The organism is Candidatus Ruminimicrobiellum ovillum, from assembly GCF_002392975.1.
GTDB lineage: Bacteria > Elusimicrobiota > Endomicrobiia > Endomicrobiales > Endomicrobiaceae > Ruminimicrobiellum > Ruminimicrobiellum ovillum.
In genome coordinates this window covers 53196-75043 of sequence record NZ_DGIC01000012.1, presented here as the reverse complement: position 1 = coordinate 75043, position 21848 = coordinate 53196, and the positions used below count along the sequence as shown (strand labels likewise).

4 protein-coding genes (1 of these 4 only partly in view) are annotated in these 21848 nt (G+C 34.2%); all 4 read left to right on the top strand.

The window, feature by feature from the left end; genetic code table 11:
• Positions 1-179: 179 nt before the first annotated feature.
• Positions 180-956, top strand: a complete 777-nt coding sequence (locus B2Y85_RS06995) for a hypothetical protein (protein WP_372519766.1) — start codon at positions 180-182, stop codon at positions 954-956.
• 84 nt (positions 957-1040) lie between these two features.
• Positions 1041-2750, top strand: coding sequence for a hypothetical protein (locus B2Y85_RS06990; protein ID WP_372519765.1), 1710 nt, complete (start codon positions 1041-1043; stop codon positions 2748-2750).
• Positions 2751-2772: 22 nt separating this feature from the next.
• A complete protein-coding gene (locus B2Y85_RS06985) occupies positions 2773-3351 on the top strand; it encodes a hypothetical protein (RefSeq protein WP_372519764.1) in 579 nt (192 codons plus the stop codon).
• 48 nt (positions 3352-3399) lie between these two features.
• Positions 3400-21848, top strand: partial view of a hypothetical protein gene (locus B2Y85_RS06980; protein WP_372519763.1) — the 5' portion only. Its footprint extends 13144 nt past the window's final position; only the first 18449 of its 31593 coding nucleotides appear in the window; it begins with the start codon at positions 3400-3402; its stop codon lies beyond the right edge, outside the window.

The window sequence follows — 21848 nt, the reverse complement described above, 5'->3', positions numbered from 1 at the left end:
TTATTATTATTATTATTATTTCAAAATAAAATTATGTTTCTAAAATTTTATAGAATTATAATTGTATTTTGTTTGAGAATAAAATTAGTATTTTTTTATTGAAAAAAAGTTTTTTTAGTGTTATAATATAACGAAGTAAATACGTGTAAAAATTTTTAAAATATAAAGGGGAAAGTTCTATGGAAAAAACTAACAAAAATGCTAAGTGGATTGTCATTGGAAGTATCATATTTATCTTGGCGATTCTTATTGCTGTTTGTCCGATTTTAGTAACGAAATATATGAGAGCAAAATGGCAAGATGGACCTAGGTATAAAGTTTCAACTTTGTTAATGAATGTATCCGGTAAATTAAATATTTCTAATGATAACAAATATTATGTTAAAGGTGATAATGGATTGTTTTATGTTTTAGAAAATATAGAACAAGATTATTCCGAAAAAATAAATTCACAATGTGATGTTATAGGAAGTTTCAGACAAGCAATAAATAATGAGACTGTGGATGGAAATCCTGTAAGATTATTTATTAGTGTTCAAAAAATAGATTTCCCTGACAATGAAAATCTTGAGGTTGAAAATATAGAGGAAGAGTCTAATGATGAAAATAAAGAAGCTTTAGCTAAAGAAAAAGCTTTGCAGAAGGCAAAATTAAGATTAGCAGTAAATGTGGGACTTGAAAAATCAATATTGTTTGATGTAATAAAAGGAAATGTATCCTCTGTTAACAGAAAAGACATGAAAGGTGAGGATTTTGTTGCTCTTGTTTTAAAAGATGATTTTGGTGACAGCTATATGTTGTATAAAAAAGGTAAAGATTTGTCTTCATTGCAGGATAAAAGAATTATAGTTTTAGGTAGAGAAATAATTCCTCCAAGTAATTTCCCGCTGATTGTTGATGAAACAACTTTTGAAATTTATGAAGTTTATGATTTAGATTTTAATAAATTGATATAATTTTTTACAAAAATTTTACAATTTTTTCGACGAAATTTTATATATATTTACTATAATTAGTATAGGAAAAAAAGGAGGTATTTTATGAAGAAAATACAAGTTTTGATAATATCGCTTTTATTTCTTATAACTAATAATATACAAGCATCATTTTTACAAGGACCAAATCCATATTCCTTCGGTCCTGAGGGAAGAACAGTTTCCGACTTAAGAGATTTTGCAAAACCCAAACAAATGGCAAGAATTTTACCTAACAGACCTGTTGTTGCAACTGATTCCAGCGGTAGTAGAGTTTATTATACTCCCGATGGTAAATTGGCATTGAGTATTGGAAAAGACGGTTCGATGTCTTTTTCTTTAGGTGGAATAAACAAAAGTTATAATTCTGATGGAGAGTTTTCAGGTATGTCGAAAACTATTAAGGGAAGTGGTTTGTTGCAAGAGGTTTATGATAAAGAAGAGAGGCTTATAGGTTATAAAACATTAAATGGAGATGGAAAGGTATCGAGAACCTACGATAAAGATAAAAATTTAACTGCGACATATGTTTATACAGGTCAAGGAGCAAAGCTTGATTATGTTCAGAATGAAATGACCGGCGGAAGATCTTATTATGACGAGTATGGAAGAAATAAAGTTGATGTTGATTTCAACGGATATATTCAAAGGACTTATTTGTATGCAGATGTTGAATATACGGTAGATGAAAGTGATGTTACAAGAAAAACTTTGAAAACCACAAAAACAAAAGAGAATCCGACAAATACCGGTTTATTGTCATCAGTTAGAGATTATAACCATAATATGTATTCTACAAATGATGGAAAAGTTGATATTAATCCTTTGGCTTTTAATGAAACTTTTTTTGATTTGGAAGGGAAAACTCAGTATATTAAAAATACTGACGGATATATTACAAGAGAATATTTTTATAAACAAGATGATAAAGGAAACAAAATTATAGATTATCATTTGGATAATTTGACAAAAAATAAAACTTATTATGATGAACATGGAACAGCTTCATATACGGTTAATGATCAAAATGCTGTTATTACAAGATATTTTGATGGTTATACTGTTAATGTTCAGTCGGATGGAGCTTATTCCGAAGTAACAAAATATGATATAGATGGTAAAGAATTGTATACTACTTTAAAAAATATAGATTACAACGACGATGGAACAATTAATAAAGTTATGGATGAAGAAGACGATGTTTGGCAAGAATATCATTATACTAAGGATAATGACGGTAACAAAATTATAGATTATGTAATTAATTATTCGGATAATGAATTCGGTAATAAACAAACATATACATGGTATGAAAACGGTAAGCCTATGTATGTTACGATAACATCGGAAAGACCAACGGATGATAAATCTGTAAATATTGTTAAAGATTTTAGTTGGAATGGAGATACTTTGGTTTATACTTTTGACAGAAAGACCGAAACTACACAGTGGTATAATATGGATAAAGATTTGGTATATGAAAGTTTAAATGAAAGAGTAATCTCAAAAAATATTTATAGTAAAGGTCAATTGGTTGGAAAGTGGGATGCCCAAAAAGGTGAGACTACTATTTTTATAAATGAAAGATCTTGGATATCTGTAGTTTCTGATTATGAACCTACGGCAGATATGGTTACGGCTTTGATTGCTCATTCAGCTGAAATAGACAATGCAATTTCAAAACATGAAGAAGAAAAAGTGTTGGATAAATTGATGGATAACTTTGGTTGGAAAGCCGGTGCAGCCACAAAATTATTGACAACAGGTGGTGTTTAACCTATAATTTAAAAGAGATATTATGAAAAAAAACATAATGAAGGGTTCTATTTCTAGTGCCGGTTTGTTGCACAAGTTTTTTTCTTGTGTAATAGTTTTTTTTATGTTAATGAGCTCTATTTGTGTTGCGGAAATAAAAACAGATATTTCTTTGGTTGAAACGGCTAAAATTTCCGCGGATACATTGTTGGTTCAATTCTTTTATATCTCTACTTTGCCGTTAAATGTTATTTCTAAGATGTTTGTAAATACCGAAGAAAAAGCTCCGATAACCGCACCTGCAAGCAGTCAAAATAAAAATAATACCGCACAAAATTCAACTTCGGCAAAAGCTTCTTTCGGTTATTCAATTTTACCTAATACGATTTCTCTTTCACAAGCTATTAAAACAAAAACAGTTAAAGTTTTCACATTATTGGATAAAGTAAAAAAATCAAGAACATTTATGCATTTTGAAGTGTACAAGTTTGTCTGTATAGAAAATGCATTACTATTCGGTTTTATAATGATGTTATTATTAGCAATATTACTTACAAGAAGGAATGTTGGTAACGATAATATCGTAACAATAAAAAATAATAAATTAGCTCGGCTTATTTAGGTAAGCCGGGCTGTTTTTGTGTTTACAACACAAAAACAAGGAGAAAAAATGAATATACTTAAAAACTTTTTTAAGGGGCTTATAAACAAAGAAAGAATTGTCGATTCCTATCTTAAAACAAAAGATTGGATTGTCTCGTTGAACTTTATGAAGGTAACGGCAATAATAGTTGTTAACTGCTTTTTGTTAACGGCTGTTTACGGACAGGCTGTTGCCGGATTGTTGGAAAACAACAGAGCCACAGAGCAATTTAAACAAGTTTTTAGCGATTTTAATCTTCCTTACAGTTACGGAAAGATAACATCGGCAGATTACAGAGGTAGTGATACTGTTGTTGTTAATATCCAAGATTTGCACAGCCATGCGGAAGTTCAAAGAAATATTAATAACATAATATCGTTGTTTGATGAAAAGTATGGAGTTAAGAATATTTATCTTGAAGGTGCCTACGGAGAAGTTAGCACAAAATGGCTTACTGTAGCTAAAGATGAAAATATAAGAAATTCCGTAATGAATAAATTGTTGGAAAACGGAAGACTTACGGGTGCGGAATATTTCTCGGCGTCAAAAGGAAAAACAGAAATAATAAAAGGTTTGGAAAATAAAGAAGCTTATTTCGATAACTTAAAAAGATTCGGAACTTTAATAGATAATCAAGAAACAATATCACTTCACATTGATTCAATAAAAGATACCGTAAAACAATTACAAGAACAATATTATAACAGACAGCAGAAAAAAGTAGAAGAACTTTCTGCGGGTTATGTTTCCGGAACAATCGAGTCTAACAAATATTTTGCTTTGATGAAAAAACATGCTGAAAAGTTAGCGGTAGATATAGATAATTATCCGAACTTGTCCATGTATATGTCTTTGTTGGATAAACAAAAAGAAATTAACTATCAAAGAACAACACAAGAATTGCAATTGTTTGTTTTAAAATTAAAAGAAAACTTACCGTACAATGCATACAAAATGTTGTTAAACGAAACAAAAAATTTCTCACAAATGGATAAATTGTATGGCTACATGATAAAACTTTCAAGACAATACAATTTAGATTTATCTCAGAATTTTAAGGAATTGGAAAAATTCTTTGCATACATAGAATTAAGTCAAGCAATAAATCCTTTAGAATTGATTAAAGAAGAGCAGAATTTTAAAGATGAAATTAACAGCAGATTTTCAGAAAATAAATCAGAAGAAGAAGTTGTATTTTTAAGTAATTTTGTCAGATACTATAAAGATTATTTAACAGGCAAAATAACAACCGATGATTGCAAATACTACCAACAAAATATAGACAGATTTAAAAATGTATGGGTAAAATACATAGATAACAGAGAAATAATTGCATTGGAAGATTATGAAGCTATATCCGATACATTCTATAAAATAAACTTCGAAAGAAACAATTATTTTATGGATAATATGAAAGAAGTTCTTGATACAAATAGAATAACCGAAGTTGTTGAAGGTAACGACGAACTTCAAAAAACAATGAATTCTTTGCAACAGGCAAAAGAAGTTTATGTTACGATAACCGGTGGTTTCCATACACAAGAAATGTCCGAAATGTTATCAAAAGCAGGGGTAACAAACATCGTTATTACTCCTAACGTTACGGGTGATACAAAAATAGCTGAAGAAACATATTATAAAATCGCTCAGGAACAGGCAAAAATTTCTTTCCAAGCATTGGCAGCATTAAATATGTCTCAGGCCTTAGGTTTAGATGATTTCGGTGCTATAAAAGGCATGATAGAAGCTTTAAAAGATATTAAAGATTTGTCAAAAGTTTTAAGCGAAATATCGAATTATATCAATCAAGAAACCGGCAAACCTTTTAGTATTACATATGATGAAACAACAAAAACTTTCATAGCAACACTTAATCAGAAAACATTAATTTATGACGTTAATGCAGACAAGTGGAATGATGTTGAAAGTGAACCTACAACAGGAATGCAGAAATCTATTGGAAGCGTAAAACTTGCACTTGGTTGGGCATCTGCAATAGCAGGTTTAAGTGCACTTTCTCTTTTCTTCTTTATTCCGTTAGGTGTTTTCCCTATTATACCGATTGCAGGTGTCATTTTCGGAGCAGCTAATGCAGCAAATCTTGCTAATCAGAAAGCTGCTTTGGAAAAGATAGCTAAATCAAAAGTTGCAGAATCCGATGCCGATGATTTTGAAACATTTGAAAAAATGTTTTATCAGTTGCCGGAAAGTACTCAAAATGCATTACTTGAAGCTTTGGGTTGCGCAAGTATTGAAGAAGCCGAAACTAAAGTTAAGTTTGATGGTACGGAAGGAGAATTATTCTCAATAGCAGAAAGAGCAGCCAACGGGCAAGCTCTTTCTGAAGCGGAAATAGATGCAGGCAAAAGAGATTTAGATATATACAATGTAAATGATGAAAAAGAGCTTGATGCTTATGCCGGTGAAAAAATATTGCATGTTAATGTTTCTATGTTGAAAGCATTTTTAGAAAATGGAAATGTTAAAAACAGAAGAATGTTGGATACCTTTGTTAAACATGAAATTGCTCACTTAAATTTTGAATATCCCAGCGGAGCTTTGAAGTTTGTAAAAGAAATTCTTCATAAAGTTCCGTGGATAGAAGAAGTTGTAGTAAGTTTCGGCGATTTAAGAAGATATATACAATCTATATTTACAACAAGAGAAAAAGCTGCAAGAGCAACAAAAAAAGGACAAGAAAAAAAATATACGGAAAGGTTTACGGAAGAACAGCTTAATATTTTGGAAAGAGTTGTTCAGAGAGATATTATTCCTGCATATAAAAAATCTACCGACCAATCTTTAGCTCAGATAAAATTTGCAGAACAATTAGCTAACCCGGAAGGTATGGTTGCGATATTGGGTACATCCGGAGGTAAAACGTTAGGTGCTGCAATAGCTATATGGAAACAAATTCTAAATAATCAGGAAATGTTAGACAATAAAGCATTGGAAGAGTTAGGTAAGATATTATTCACATCAAAAACTCCTGAACTTATACAAGAAACAATGGAAATGTTGACAATGTTTTTCTCTGCGCCGGAAATTATAGCAACATTGCCGCAAGAATTGAGAGAAAAAGCTGCAAACGGAACATTGATTGGTTTTGTAAATCAAAGCCAAAAGACAGGATATTTTATTACCGCTAAAAGAGATAAGAATGGTAATATAGTTAGAAAAGACGGTGAGGTTCAGTTTGAAAAAAGAAATGTATCAAAGCAAGAGATTTATTCAACAGCAGGTATAATTTGCGGAGAATTTGCGGGATTTACCTGGGATATACAAGGTAATAATACCGCGAAGGATGTTTCCGAATATTTGTTGGAAAGATTGGAGAACGGAAAAAGAAAAACTGTTCCTTTTGATATATTTATAGATGAAACTCAGTTGGTTAGAGAAAACAGTAACTTATCGACTTCTTCGGGAGAATCCGAAAGAGCGATAGAATTGGAACCTTTAGTAAGTTATATCGCGGATGAGTTGGTTGGTGAAGATAAGGTTATAGACAGTTCATGGTTTGATAAATTAAGCGGACAAATTAAAGACAGCAAAAGAAGAGGCTTGGTAAAAATACATTCCGAGCTGATGAAAGATGAAAGATTTGCCGGTTTAAATATAACTTTCAACGAATTTAGCGAAAGAGTAGAAGATGCTGTTAGTGCCCGTTATAAACAAAGATTAGAAACAGATTATGATGTTATAGCCGTAGATAAAAAAACCAATGATTATTATGTCGTTAGAATAGATGGTGACAAGATTCTTTTCTGTGATAAAACGGATACGAAGAAAATAGTTGCAACAATAGACAGAAAAAATTATAAAACAAAAGTTGTTATAAATGGTGTAGAGTATAACGTTCAGATTGGTGTTCGTGAAAAAAATAGCAATAACATAAATCCGAGTGTTAAGTTTGGTAATGGTATGCATGGTGCCGTAGAAAGAGTTGCTTCTTCTAATGGCCTCCTTCCTTCGGATTTTAAGTATACCGTAGCAACAAAAACAACAGCAAGTGATACAGGTGTGTCTTTCTTAAGAGCTAAAGCAAGAAGTGTACATGGTTTTACAGGTTCGGAAGAAGCTGCAGAAAACTTAGCACAAGCTCAAGGCATTGGAGTCTATAATGCAAATGCAGGTGGTACCAAAGCTCTAAATAACAATATGGATTTTGTTGAAACAAGAGAAGAACAAATGGATATTGCTATACATAGAGCACTTGGTAAGTATTTTGGAATATTTACCGATGCAAACGGAATGCCTGAACAATCGGGTATAATTTTTGTGGAACCAAGTGCCGTTAACAAATATTATGCAAGAATGTTTGTTCAAATGGTTAACAACGGTTATATGCAACAAGGCACTAAAATCAGTAAAGAATTGCAACAATTAATAGATGCTAATAACGATTTGATTAATAGATTAATAGAAGCAAAGAAAAAAGGTAATGAAAGTGATATAGAAGATATAGAAAGTTTATTGGATGAAAATTCTGAAAAAATAGTAAGAATCGTTTCTTCTTCGAAAAATTTGGTAGCTGCAAACGGAGTAAGTGTAGCAGACCTTATAAATGTTGCGGAATATGCTGAAGAGATAAAAGATAAATTGGCAGATGCACCGTTATTGGCTATAGCAACAAATATTGCTTCTACCGGTATGGATGTGAAGTATAAAGGAATAAAAGGTGTATTTACAATAGATGCAAATGATCAAAGAACAAAAGAAAATGATTATCAAACGGCAGGTAGAGGAACAAGATCCGTTAAAAATCCGTCAACATCGGATAAAATTTGTTCAAGAGAACAAATCATGGATGTTGATTATTTAGATGCAGACAAAATTAGTGAATATGACAGAGATTTAAGATCTTATGTTAAATTCCAACAAGGAAGAAAGGATGCAACAAAAAAATTCTTCCAGGAATTGGTTAGAGATCTTTTGGAAGATGCAAAGATACCGGAAACGCAGGAATTAAAAGATAGTATAGAAAATATTGCTGATGAAGTTGATGTTATGAATTTTGTAAGGCATTTAGAAGCCGGACAAAGAGAAAGTTATAAGAAAGCTCTTGTTAGCAGAGCAATGAGTGAAAGAAAACAACATAAAGCAACATTTAAAATAGATTTCGAAGATATATCTGAATATTCTTCGGAAGATTTACAAGTACTGCAAATTTTATCTTATTTGAATCAATCTAACTTATATAATGATGTTGAAGCAAAAAGAAGTAATAAAGGTTTTTATAGAAGAGACAGAAATTCCAATACGGAAACAAGCGGTTTAGTAAATTTATTGTCTCTCATAGAAGATGAAAAAGCGCAAAACGATGATTCTCAGGCAAATGACAGAGATATGGGTGTTGATAGAGAAAAAAGATCTTCATCTGTTTATAACGGTATAGATTCCCAAAGAGTTATTACTAAAGACAGATATATGGATAAATATAATTGGATTTCAAATATGTTAAGAGGTAACAGAACTCTTTCGGATGAAGATTTTATAAAATTGGGTAAATTGTATCAAAAGAAACAAGGACAATCCGCAAAACTTTCGAATGCACAATATATACAGCTCGGTAGAGAATATTTAGAAAAATTAAGAGGCGAAAGTATAGATGCTATTAATGATGAATATTCCTTTGTTCAATATTCCATAGAAGCAGAGAAAAGAGCCATAAATGATATGTACTCCAACAAAATATTATCAAGATTCAGATCTATGGTATCTTCTCAAAAAGCGGCAATAGCCAGAATATCATCAAAATATACTAATAATATTCCCGGAAGAGATCAACAAATAAGAAGAGATTTAGCTGCGCTATTTAAAGAAGCAGGTATAGAAGATGTTGTTGTTGATACAAAATTATATAAAGAAAAGAATTCAATATCAAAAATATTAGCAAGAGTTTTTGATTTGATGCTCAATAAAGGGGCTGTTATTGTAACCACGACTCTTGTCGGTGCGGGAGCCGTAGGTTTAGTATCTTTGCTCGGTATAGCAAGTATAACACCTGTAGGTTTGATTGCTATGGCAGTTATCAGTTTGGGTGTTATCTTGTTTAATATGTTTTTAAGAAGATCTAAAGTTGACAGATACGAAGCATATAAACAGCAGATGGGTGGATTTGAAGATGTTTCTGCAGAATTTGTAAATACCGGAAACTTTAAATTAGCAGGAAATGTTTTAGAAGGTTCATTATACAAGTTATCATCCACAATGGGTAAGATAGGTATTTATGCTCCTGCATTTGCATTTATTGCAGGTGTTGCTATGTTTATCACAGGTGGTTTTGCCGCTCCTGTTATTGCAGGAGTTTTTGCAGCCGGACTTTTAATGTCTGTTGTAAGCCTTGTAACAAGTGCACTTGTTATAAGAGTAGTAGAGGCAGGCGCAAAGAAAAGCGGTATAGATATCGATTCTAAAGCTGTTTCCGATATGAAAGATGTTCCTACAAAGACGGCCGATGGTATATTAAGCGGTTTGGTTGTAGCAGGACTTTCAACAATTGTTACAGCCGGAATTCTTTCATTAATAGGTGCTCCTTTAGCTATTTTTGCACCATTAACTATAGCTGTTTTTGTTGGCGTCTCTTTATTAGTGTATGGATTGTTTTATCTTTTTAATAATGTTCTTCCTGCAAAATATTCGAGAAAGGTAATGGTAGAACAGAAAACAAAGGGAATGTTTAGATCTTTAGCTCCATCTTTTATAGGTTTTGGCGCAGCAGTGGGAATATTTGCATCTATGGCTGCGGCTGCTTTATCTATAGGTACATTTGGTACTGCTATAATGGGAATAATGTTTGTGTTTACTTCTTATGGAGCAATACTTAGAGTTAGAGATGAAATAAGAAATGCCAATGGTGACAGAAGATTAATTAGAAAAGCTCCGGCTATGGTATTAAAATCTTTGTTTACAGAAAATCCTATGGTGTTATTTTCTGCATTGGGATTGATAGCCGGCGGTTTATTTTCCGGCAGTTTAGCTCTTATATTACCGCTTGCTATTGTATCGGTAATAGTAATTGCTTTGGTTTCAAGATCAGATAATAAGGCACTTGAAAAAACAACATTAATTATAATAACAGCTATATTTTCGATGTTTGGAGTAACAACTGTTGCTTCTGCAGCAGAAAATGAAGCAGAAACGGTTATTGAAAATAATGTACAAGAAGAAACTTCTGCAACAGAGGAAGCAGTAGCAGAAGCACCTGCACAAGAAGCACCTGCACAAGAAGCGGCACCTATACAGGAGGAAGCTCCTGCACAAGAAGCACCTGTACAAGAGGCAGCACCCGTACAAGAGGAAGCTCCTGTGCAAGAAGCACCTGCACAAGAGGCAGCACCTGTACAAGAGGAAGCTCCTGCACAAGAAGCACCTGTAGAAGAGGCAGCACCTGTACAGGAGGAAACTCCTGCACAAGAAGCTCCTGCAGAAGCACCGGCAGAAGCCCCTGCAGAGGAAGTTGCCGCCGGTGGAGATGGTGGTAGTGGTGGAACCGAGGGACAAGAGGTAGCTCAAGAGGCAGAGCCTGCTGTGGCACCGGTAGCTGAAGTTAAAGAAGAAGAAACTGCACCTCAATCAGATGTTCAGGATGTTATAGAACCTTTGAATTTAACAGATACAGCTGTAGAAATAGTAGCAGGAACAGAAGAAGTTTCTCAAACAGAAGAACAAGCAGTAACAGAAGACCAGTCTGCAACGGAAGAACAGGCAGAAACACCTGCGCAAGAACAAGCAGAAACTCCTGCAACAGAAGAACAAGCCGGAACACTTGAGGATGCGGTATCAACAGGTGCAGATGCAGCTATAGATGCTGCACTCCCGGGAGTTGATGCATTAAAGGATATTTCAACAGAATTGGGTGAAACTATTGCTGGAGAGGAAACTGAACCTGCTACACAAGAAGGTCAAGTAGAAACTCCTACAGAAGAACAAGCAGAAACTCCTGCAGAAGAACAAGCAGAAACTCCTGCAGAAGAACAGGCAGAAACACCTGCGCAAGGAGAAGATGCAGAAGCTGTAAAAGAAGGTCAGAAACAGGATGCATTAGGGTCTTTAGCGGATGCAGTAGGCAAAGATTCTTACGGAGATATAGCATTCTGGTTACAACAATTGGAAGAAAGCGGATATGAATTTAGTTCTGAGGAACAAGCAGCAATAGATGCAGCGAAAGAAAAAATTGCTCAAGAAGAAGCAAGAATAGCTGCAGAGCAGGATACAGCAATAAAAGAAGGGCAGAAACAAGATACATTAGGATCGTTAGCGGATGCAGTAAGCACAGATTCTTACGGAGATATAGCATTTTGGTTAAAACAATTGGAAGAAAGCGGATATGAATTTAGTTCCGAGGAGCAAGCGGCAATAAATGCGGCAAGAGAAAAATTGGCTCAAGAAGAAGCAAGAATAGCCGCGGAACAGGCAGAGGCAACGGAAGAAGGTAAAAAACAAGACGCATTAGGGTCTTTAGCGGATGCAGTAAGCAAAGATTCTTACGGAGATATAGCATTCTGGTTGAAACAATTGGAAGATAACGGATATGAATTTACCGAAGCGGAACAAGCAGCAATAAGTGCAGCAAGAGAAAAATTGGCTCAAGAAGAAGCAAGAATAGCCGCGGAACAGGAAGCAGCAACAAAAGAAGGTCAAAAACAAGATGTATTAGGATCATTGGCAGATGCAGTAAGCAAAGATTCTTACGGAGATATAGCATTTTTATTACAGCAATTAGAAGAAAACGGATATGAATTTACCGAAGCGGAACAAGCGGCAATAAATGCGGCAAGAGAAAAATTAGCTCAAGAAGAAGCAAGATTAGCAGCAGAGCAAGCGGCAGCAGTAGAAGAAGGCCAAAAACAAGATGTATTGGGAGCATTGGCGGAAGCAGTAAACACGGATTCTTATGGAGATATAGCATTCTGGTTGAAAAAATTGGAAGAAAGCGGATATAAATTCAGTTCCGAGGAGCAAGCGGCAATAGATGCAGCAAGAGAGAAATTGGCTCAAGAAGAAGCAAGGTTAGCTGCGGAACAGGAAGAGGCAATAAAAGAGGGACAGAAACAAGACGCATTAGGATCATTAGCGGATGCAGTAAGCAAAGATTCTTACGGAGATATAGCATTCTGGTTAAAACAGTTGGAAGAAAACGGATATGAATTTACCGAAGCAGAACAAGCAGCAATAAGTGCAGCAAGAGAAAAATTGGCTCAGGAAGAAGCAAGAATAGCCGCGGAACAAGCGGAAGCAACGGAAGACGGCAAAAAGCAAGATGCATTAGGATCATTAGCGGATGCAGTAAGCAAAGATTCTTACGGAGATATAGCATTCTGGTTAAAACAATTGGAAGAGAGCGGATATGAATTTACCGAAGCGGAACAAGCGGCAATAAATGCAGCAAGAGAAAAATTGGCTCAAGAAGAAGCAAGATTAGCAGCAGAGCAAGCAGCGGCAATAAAGGAAGGACAGAAACAAGATGCATTAGGATCATTGGCAGATGCAGTAAGTAAAAATTCTTATGGGGATATTTTATTCTGGTTAAAACAGTTGGAAGAAAACGGATATGAATTTACCGAAGCGGAACAAGCGGCAATAAATGCAGCAAAGGAAAAAATAGCTCAAGAAGAAGCAAGAACCGCGGCAGAAGCAGCAGCGGAGCAAGCAGCAGATACAGCAAGATCCGAGGCAATGGAAGCTTTATCCAAATACGGTTTTACTGATGACCAAATAGATGAATTGTTATTTGAAGACGGAAAATTAAGAGATGATTATAAAGATGCTATAGATAATGCGGTAAAAGTGCAAGAAGCATTTAATCAAGTAAGAAATATGCCGGGAACGGAAAGTTGGAGTGATGAATATATTTATTCTTTAGTAGCCGACGGAAAAGGAATTTTAAAAGAAAATTATTTATCGTATGTAGAGGGTATATTAAACAATGTAAGAGAACAAGCAAGAATAGCATCGGCTTTATCTGAAGTAAAAGGATTGGAAGCAGCAAAAGATTGGAGTGATGATTATATATATTCGTTAATATTGAACGAAGACGGTACTTTGAAAGATAACTATATGGATGCGGTTAACAAAGCAATAGAACAAGGAAAAATAAATGATACTATCGGTACCGTAAAATATTGGTTGGAACAATATCAAAGCGGAAATTCTTCTGCTGCCGGAGACTTGGCATATTGGTATAACCAGCTAACTAAGGAACAAAAGAATGCCTACTTTACGGAAGACGAAAGAGCTTTAATAGAAAGTATAATATCTCAAAGCAGTCAAAGCGGTCAAAGTGGAGATTATTCAGGATATACCGGTGCTTCAGGTTGGACACAACAAGTAAGTCAGGAACAACAAGGTCAGCAAACCGGTGTAGAAGAACAAGCAGCACCGATATCCGGAACAAAATTCAGAGCATCGGATGTTTTAAGACCCGGAGAGACATATTCATATAAATATAATTTTGATTTTGAAAAATATGATTCCGATTTATACAGAGCACATAACTTCTTCACTTCGGAAGAAGGGCAATTTAATACAATGGTTGCAAACTTAACCGAACAAATGAATACGGATTCCGTAGAAACAAGAACGGAACAATTATCTGCTTTCAAACAGTTTTGGAATGATAATGTTGTTATAGGTACGATAGTAGCTGCCGCTCTTGCAGTTGCAGCTATTGCAACAGTGGTATTTCTTGCAGTGCCGGCTCTTACGTTTTCTGCTTTTGTTGTATTGGGAGGACTTGTTGCAGGTGCGGCACTTGGCGGAATATATGTTTATGTTGCATCTCAAAATCCATCAGTGTCACTTCCTTTATTCCAAGCAAAACAAGAAGAAGTTGTAACTAAGAGAACGGAAGCACGTTCTTACACAGAAGTTCAAGATGGTGATTATACTGTTGTAATTACCGGAAAAGCTACAAAAAATAAAGCGGGAATTGTTTCATATACTTATACTAAAACAATCAAAGCCGCTAACGGTAATATGGTTGCCGAAATAACAGTTACTTCTTCTTCCGAAGAAGGTTTGCCTGTAAGTTATACCGTTACAAGTTACGATGAAAACGGTGTTTTAGATAGTGTGGTTGAATGTGCGGATTCCACGGAACAAGTATATACAAAAACAACTTATGACAAGAAAGGAAATAAAGTATACAAAGAAACAATTGACGTAACAGAAGCAGAGCAGATATACAAATCTTTAGGTGTCGGAAATTTATCAACATCAATGTCTTCTTTTGCAACAAATTCGGATACACTTTATCCGTATTTCTCCTTCTTGGATCCTAAACAAAACGGAGACACAACACAGTTATACGATAATTCTTTGGTAGGAATAGAAATCTTACAGGAAGCTGTGCTTAGAGGTGATACGGAATCTTCTGAAGAAGTTCTAACTTTGTTGGAAAAGGTTGCTTCGCAACATCTAAGATTGTCAGATAGAGATGACGAAAATTATGTTAAGACCGGTGAAGCATTATGGGCGGGAATATTTGCTATGTACTGCAGAAATTCCGGAATTGATTTCGGCAGTGATGAAGCAAATGCAAGAGCTAATGATGCTATAGATACAATATTGAGCGATGTTGATAGTTATTTGGGAACAGTAGATATAGATAAAAACGGAACACTCGGATTTGAAGGTATGAAATTTAATGAAGATCAAACTCATTGGGTTTCTACGGAACATATGTTGGATGCGGCAATGTATTATGCATTGAAAGGAGATACGGCTTCATTAAATAAAGTTTTAAAATACATAAAAACAAATTTAGTAAATCCTGACGGAAGTTTGAAACAAGGATTAAACAACAACAACCAAGCTTTAGATACGTATACTTGGGGATATATGATGTTGTCTTCAATAAAAGATATGAACTTGGAAGGTGTTGACATTGATTCAATGTTTGGTGAAAATTTCGTAGATGGTTTACTGGATAAAATGATGTCTTACCAAAAAGCAGATGGTACATTCGGTTTTTCAAATATACAAAACGGTGTGGTAAGCGGCGAATTTACAATGCAAGCTTATGCCGCATTGGCTGCAGCCGGAAGAGAAGATGATGCAAATGCAGTATTGCAATCTGCTATAAAATCCGGTTTAGTTGTAATGGAAGACGGGAATGTATATGTTAAATATACAACGGATGCCGACAGCGGAAAAACAAGAGACAACGAAAATTATCCTGTTTATGCTGACAGATCGGCAGCCGCAACAGCTTGGATGAAATTTGGTATGGAAGAACTTCAGTCTAACCTTAATGGCGGTTCAACCAATATCTTTACAATAGCAAATAATGGAAATGTCGGAACAATAAATGCTCAAAACATAGAAACAATAGATTCTATAGTAACTACATTGAACGGTATAACGATAAATACATCGATTGATGCTAAGAAAGCTACCGAAGATGCTTTGTTAGAGGTAGAAGCTGTCGGACAAACTATATACGACTATTATGAAGCGGGGAATTTGACGGAAGCTCAAAGAGATCAATTGTACGGCTTTGTTCAACAGAAAGCCATGGATATAGATTTGTATGCGGGAAGCAGTGTAAGACAGCCTGTAAATGCTAATGCGGTAAGAACTCAGGAGGCAATAAGAGAAGTAGGATATAGACAATATACCATAACCGACGGAAAATTTGAGTTAGAAAAAACAGGTTCTACATCAGATAAAAGTTCATATTTGGGTAGAGTTAATGCTTTAGCTACGGATACAACTTTCCAAGAATCGGTAGCACAGAAGATGTTTGATGCCATTGTTGACGAGCTTAATAAATTGTTGGGAGTAAACTTCTTAACCGGAGACCTTGTAGGAAAATTGGTAAATAAAATTATCGGAAACGAAGCATATCAAAAAACAGATGATATTTCCACTTGGTCTACAAGAGCGGTTAAAAACTATTTCTCAACGGCTAAAAACTTTGATGATATTTTTGCCGGTCTTTCCGATATGAACAAAGAACAGCAGACGGAATTATTGACAAAACTTATAAATTTTGCAAATACAAATACTATTGCAAACTTGATAAATAATATTAAAAATTCAAAGGATTTGGATGATGCACAAAAACAAGAATTATTAAACTTGGCATACGAAAAGCAAATAAGTTTGGCCGGTTCCTTAACTGATGTAGATAAAATAATAAGATATATAAACAATACGGATTCAAGTATATTGACAGATTCTCAAAAGTCGGATTTGTTAAGACAATCTTATGAAAAAGAAATATCGATTTCAACAACAATTAATCAGTTGAAAGATATAATTTCCAATATAAATAAATCAACTTTGGATGAACAAACAAAAGCTTCTTTGTTGGAGCAAGCATATTTGAAAGAAATAGAAGTATCAACAACTTTTGATAATATATACGGAAGAGTAAGAGATATACAAGATTCAAATTTGAGCGACGCAACAAAAGAAACTTTGATTACTGCCGCCCAGAACAGATTAAAAGAAATATATATTACAAGAATGAACAAAGAAACAAATAGAGCAAACATCAGAAGTCTTAGCAAAGAGATGTTCGATGCTTCAAAAAATAAACAAAACACTAATTTGGGTGTAGAAATTTTGACGCAAGAGATGTTAAATGATTTGTTTGATGCTATTGAAACAAGAGTATTTTCTTTGGATATTTCAAACGGAAGTTATGTAAGAAAAGGTGTGGCTTATAACGGTGTTATTACAAAAACAGCAATGCTTGAAATGAGAGATGCGGGCGATTATCCGAAAGTTAACAGAGAAACCGGTGTATTGGAATCCGCAGATCCTTACATTACGAGAATAAATAATTATATAGCAGAAAATAATTTGGAAGCTACCGTACAACAAAATCTTAGAGTTGAAGTTCGCAAACAACTTGAAACTCTTCTCGGTATTTCTTCCGAACAAATTTTAAGTGATGAAGCTATAGATCAAATGATTGCCGAAGTTACCGTTAGTGCTTCGGACACACAAAAAACTTGGGCAACAAAAGCATTAAACAGACTTTTCTATGATGATAATAGTGTTAATGCCTTGGTAGCTAATATAAAGGATTTGAATTTGTCGAACGAGGCGGATGTTATTGCTATTATAAATGATAAATATTATGACACACTTAATGAAAGATTAGATAACGCTACTACATTGGATGAAGTAAATGATGTAGCCGGTATAATAGCTTTATCTTCTATATTGAGTGATGCACAAAAAGAAAAGCTTAATGAATCTGTTGATTGGTATAAGACAGACTTAGTTGATTTACTTGAAGGGCTTGATAATGTTGCAAAAGTGGAAAATGCTTCTTACTTGGATAAATCAAACGGATATTGGGTAGGTAATTCAATAGTATATCCTAAAGTATTCAGATATTTGGTGACCATGAAAGATGGTAGCAGCATGTATGTTTACAGATATACCGATGGAGAAGATAGATTTTCTATTTCAAATAAAAAAGAGACTTTTGAAGATTTGTCTAACATAATAAATGCTTGGCAAGGTTTAGTTGCCGAAGGATACCAAGTAGAATCGAATTTGGATAAAAATAAAAATCAATATTTTACTATTACAAAAGATGGTGTTAGTGTTGATATATATTTATTCAATGCTGACGGTAAGTATATTTTTGATCTTGAAAAAACAGAAGCACTATTTGATTTGTTTGCAAATTTCAAAACAGATTTGGAAGGATTGAACGACGGATATAATGTAAATGTAAGAACGGATGAAAATAACTATGTATACTTTGAAGTGACAAGAAACGGAGTTACTGCACAAATTTATCCTTATGACGAAAACAGTGAATTGATTGATATCTTTGGTCAGTATACAAGTAAACAAATCGCTGATGTTTATTTATATAATGCAGGTTCTCCGACAGATGTAAGCTTGAAAATGGAACAGAGATTGGATGCGGTTTTATCTAAAGCCGTAGACGATTTTGAACAACTTTCTGATGAAATTGAAAATGTAACACCTGAGGTTGAGAGAGAATTGGCAAGCAAAGATACGTATACAAAAGAAAGCAGAACCCAAAATGCGGATGGCACAGAAACGGTTTTAAGTGTAACTGCAAGAAAAACAACTGCAGGAATATTAATTACATATACAAAACAAGTGTTCGATGCTTCCGGAAAACTTCTTGAGTCTACAGAAGTATCTCATACTCCAAAGGGAAATACATATACAAAAACGATTATTGCGGAAGATGGTACACAACAACAAATTATCAAATCTGATGAATTTGAAACTGAAGATGGAACAAAAGGTATAGTTTATGCCAAAAACTTTTTTGATTCGGAGGGTGAATATTTAGGTACGGAAGAATTTGTGGATTTTCAAACTGAAGCTTTGGCTGATGATGAAGGTGTTGTCTTCTATACTAAAAACAGTGTACTTGAAGATGATGATGGTATATCTGTTGTTGATGTTGATACAACAATTAACAAAGAACAATTAACAAGTTTCTTGGATAATGCTTTAACTCAAAATCATTGTGATGCATTGGGTAGGTTGAAATACTTTACAAACAACAATATAGAAGAAGATACTATTTCACTCGGAAAATTTAATATAAACGGAACAGTACAATACATCTACATCGAAAATATCGTTGATAATGGTGACGGTACATATACTTTCGATGTGATTTCTTCGGCAAATGATAAGAGAACAGATACAAAATCTCTCGGAACGGCAACAATACAAATTGAAGATGAATACGGAAGACTTGAAACGGCACAATATAAAGATATATTCGAAAATATTGAACAATTGAACGGTAACGATTATTATACAGGAATTTCCGTAAAATATGATAAGGATATAGAAAAAGATCCTGCATATCAGCTTGTATTTAAAGACGGAAAGTTTATATATACATACGATGGTGAAGAGGTATCCTTCTCTTACGGATCGTATCATGATATAAAAAATTCGGAAGTAAAAACATTTAATGAGTACGAATTCGGAATAATATCTCCTGCAATAATGTTCGTTCCGGAAACAGTTTATATTGCAGATTTGGATATTACGGTATTGTCTAAAGATTTATATGATTATGCACAAGGAAAAACAAAAGAATTAAAAGATACTGCAGGAAAAATTGTATCAGGCCTTAACTTATATAAGATGGCAAAAGGCTTCTCTGAAACGGGATTGTGTTTTGAAAAAGGTATTTGGTTCACGGATAGTAACGTTAAGTTCAGTTTTGAAAATACCGATGAGCCCGGAAAAGAAGATGAAGGTATGGCAACCGTTACTCATAAACAGAACAATCTTTCAGACGGTAAAAATTACAGAGCCACACGTAGTCAGGAACAAGGTGAGTTACCCGTTTATACCGTAGAACAAGTTCCCGGTGAAAGTTCTCCTATAAGTGTATTTGAAGGTATTACCTATACACAATTGCTTGATACATCAAAATCCGGTTTTACTTACGATACAAATAATTTGGAATCTTTGTTCGGTAATATACAAGATTATTGCGATTATAGTTTACAAGATTTGACATGGACAAGAACAGATGTTATATCCCCCGATGGTAAAGTTATACAAACGAGTTGGGCTGCTTATTCAGAAGAACATGGTTCAACTCCGGTTGTTAAAATAACTCCTGATGGGTATGTCGATTTCTCAATAGATTATGAATATGCAGGTAAGGATCCTCAGTTTAAAGGTGAAGTCTTGGATTGCGGTATCAGATATAATTTGTTGAATCCCGATATGAATCAGGATCCTATTAACCTTGTGTCTATTGCCGGTGTCGGAACGGTTGTATTGGATTTATATAAAGGAACGGCTTTCATTGAAAACAGAAATGAAGACGGTTGCTTGGAAGAAAAATATTATATCACGATGAAAGATACATCAAGTTTATTCTCTTATGAAAGTACGGATATAAGATGGCAAGATACATTAGATGAATATTTTTCGGATTGGAAGGCAATGAAAGATAGCGGTACAATACCTGACTTGATTAATAGCGTAAACAGCTTAGGCGGCGGAAATATTTGGGAAGTAACCAAAGTTGAAGAGTATTCTTATGAAGACGTAGAAGTACAGGATAGTATGTATGCGGATAACAGAATGTATGAAGCTGCTTGGTTAAGAGCGTTGGGAATTCCTTCATATACGAGAACTTATTTGGTAGACGATAAAGGGCAAATTAAACATCAAGATGATCCTATAAGCGAGAGCTATTTTAAAGGTATTAATTGGGATAAAGGAACAATATACAGTGAAGAAAATATTTTTGCAAAAATTGATGGAGAAGAAGAAAAAGCAGCACAAGTAATCAGAACATACCAAAGAGAGATGGATTTCAGAGGAAATGTTTTACAGCAATATGAAATTGAAAACGGCAGATATGTTTCCGGTATTATAGTTCCGGAATATGATCAATACGGAATAGGACAGAGATCTTATTCTCTCGTGTTCGAAGATGATAAAGCTTATGTTGCCAGTGCTTCGCAATTTACCGGCAGAGTAAGTGAAAGAACCATTGTTTATGATAATAATGTTAACACCGTAATGTTTGCACATGAAAGAACACAATTGGAAGATCAAAATCCGTTTGTAACCGGTGATATGTCTGTAGAAAATATTGATTTTAATATTTTTGAAGAGTTACAGGAAAATATACTTGATGATACCGGAAGCTTGAGAGATCCGGAAAGCAAAATACAAACAGAAAAATCTTATATATTGAATAATGCGGAAGGAAGAAATGTTATAACATTATCGAATCTTAGAGTTGATTCCAACGGAGATATAGAAAGAGCCGATCAAAACGATTCGGATGCTACGGATCTTGAAAAGATGTTCGGCTATCCCGCAATTATTTCTTTCAGTAGATACTCACAAGAAGACGAAAGTAATGTCGCGGACGAAAGAAGACAGTTGAATATAGGACATCCTACAACGGTTGTTTCATATGCATATTTAGGAGAGTTAGGTTTCCAACATTACGGAGTAACTGATGCTAACGGTAATGTGACTGATGTTAATGAAGCTATAGATCAAAGTAACTACATTACAAAAATGAATAATTTGCAAATAGTTAAAACTGGGGAAGAAAATGATGAACATATTTCTTTGGTTTACACTATGTATTCGAATCCAAATTTTAACGAAAATAGTTTTATCAACGGTTTGCTTGAACACATTTCAATAAAGAATCAAGAAGTTTTTGAAGATCAAGCGGAAACAGTAACGAGATATCGCTCTCAAATGAGTGGTTTGGATACTGTTGCATTTAAGAGTGACGGATTAAAATATTTTGAAATTTACGATTATGCAATAGTTCAAGCCCCTACCGGGAATGTTGATTATAATACTTACGAAGTTAATGTTATTAACAGAATGGGAAGAGCACAGTACGGATATTTAATGGAAGAAAGTAATCCTAATTTCTCAGTGGATTATTCCGTTTCCGATTGGATGAGCTTTATTGATAATGTTGCTTCCGTAGACGAGAGACTTCGCGGAATAGA